An 810-nucleotide genomic window follows, 5' to 3' on the forward strand; every position below is an offset into this window, starting at 1 on the left:
ACGCCTATTTTCTCGAATCTCGCAAACGCTGGTGCTGCAAGTATTGCCAACGTCATTTTTACGTTACCACCAACACCATTTTCTCTTTTCATAAACTCCCGTTGGTCGATATTCTTGCCGCCACTTTACTGATGGTAAATAGCTCAAAAGGCATTAGTGCTATTAATATTAGTCGCCACCTCAACATCAATTACAAAACGGCTTTCGTACTTTGCCACAAGTTGCGTGAAGCCCTGTTCAAAACGCGTGATTTACGCCCAATGCAAGGCGAAATTCACGAAGATGGAACCTGGATTAACTTCACGCTACACAAGCCAAACTACCGTAAAAAAAATTATAAACAACGTCAAAAAGCCGATGAGAAAGGTCGCAAATATCCTAAATTTAGAGCAACTAAACGCTGCATTATCAGCCTTAACCAACGTTCCGCCAATGATGAACAAATGTGGGGTTCAAACCGCACCATCGTGGCAATGGATTATACCGAAAACGCTGACACTGTATTCGCCTTAAATCAACGTTTCATCACCGCAGGCAGCGATATTATGTGCGATGAAAATCCAGCCTATAACAACCTCAATTTCCATTACACGTGTTGGTCGGTCAATCATCAAGAAGCCTTTAGTGCCAAAGGCATAAACAACAATCTTGCGGAATCCTTTAACGCACGTTTTCGTGATTTGCATCGTGGCGTACATCACAAAACCGATAATAAATACGCCCTGCATTACGCCAATCAAGCCGCGTTTATGTCGGATAATCGTAGAAAATCAAACGGTGACTTATTCTCTGATGTACTTCAACGCTGTT

General features: G+C 42.3%; 1 protein-coding gene. It reads left to right on the forward strand.

Annotated elements, in window-relative coordinates; genetic code table 11:
• A partial coding sequence (locus HMPREF9096_RS08960) for an IS1595 family transposase (RefSeq protein WP_253269212.1) occupies positions 1–810 on the forward strand: 810 nt, incomplete at both ends.

The organism is Haemophilus sp. oral taxon 851 str. F0397, from assembly GCF_000242295.1.
Lineage (GTDB): Bacteria > Pseudomonadota > Gammaproteobacteria > Enterobacterales > Pasteurellaceae > Haemophilus.